Origin of the sequence: Mesorhizobium sp. M7A.F.Ca.CA.001.10.2.1 (assembly GCF_003998575.1) — a bacterium.
Lineage (GTDB): Bacteria > Pseudomonadota > Alphaproteobacteria > Rhizobiales > Rhizobiaceae > Mesorhizobium.
Genome location: NZ_RZQY01001189.1, coordinates 1 through 787, shown reverse-complemented (window position 1 = coordinate 787; position 787 = coordinate 1). Strand labels below are relative to the sequence as shown.

At 66.2% G+C, this 787-nt stretch carries 2 protein-coding genes; one reads left to right on the top strand and one right to left on the bottom strand.

Translation table 11 applies throughout. The features are described from left to right. The coding region (locus EN964_RS36060) for an amidase family protein (RefSeq protein WP_245490750.1) at positions 1-208 on the top strand (208 nt) is incomplete at its 5' end. Here EN964_RS36060 and EN964_RS36055 read toward each other — a convergent pair. Further along, the coding region (locus tag EN964_RS36055; RefSeq protein WP_164776534.1) for an FAD-binding oxidoreductase at positions 202-787 on the bottom strand (586 nt) is incomplete at its 5' end. The genes EN964_RS36060 and EN964_RS36055 overlap by 7 nt on opposite strands.

The following is a 787-nucleotide window of genomic DNA, read 5'->3' as shown; positions in this document are numbered from 1 at the left end:
GCAGAGCTACTGGATGCTGCCGGCCTATGGCGCCGTCTTCAACTACAGCGGCCATCCGGCGCTTTCCATCCCATGCGGACAGGGCAGCGAGGGCTTGCCGATCGGCTTGCAACTGGTCGGCAAACGCTGGTCGGAGTCACAGCTGCTCGGCATCGCCAGGGCAATCGAACCACTGACCGGCGGCTTTCGGCGTCCGCCCGCCTATTGAGCGAAACGCGACAATCCATAAGGGGCAAGTAAGGGGTCGCGCTCGCCGTCGAGGATTTCCCGAGCGGCGAACAGGCCGATGGCCGGCGCCAACGTGATGCCGGAATGCATGACGGCGACATAGACACCGTCCAAGCCCTCGGCGCGGCCAATGATCGGAAAGCCGTCGATCGGCGTCGGCCGGTAGCCGACCGTGTGGAAATCGAGTTCCAACCCATCGCTGTCGCGCAGCATGGCCTTCATGGCCGCAAACAGGGCGTGGGCGGTGGCTTCGGCATCCATGCCCGGATCGGCTCCGCCAAAATCCGAGCCGGCGATGATGCGGCCTTCCGCCGTCTGGCGCATGTGCAGCCGCTCGGCCAGCACCAGCCCGTTGAGCAGCTTTTCGTGCGGTCGCGAATGGACGATCAGGCCGGGCGGCGTTTCGATCGGCAGGTTGATCCCGGCGGTCGCGGCGATCTCCGGCGAGCCAACGCCGGCCGCGACCACCACCTCGTCCGATGCAATCAGGCCATGCGATGTGTCGACACCGGTGATCCTGCCGCCGGTCTGGACCAGGGCCGTCACCGTGCTGGAGATG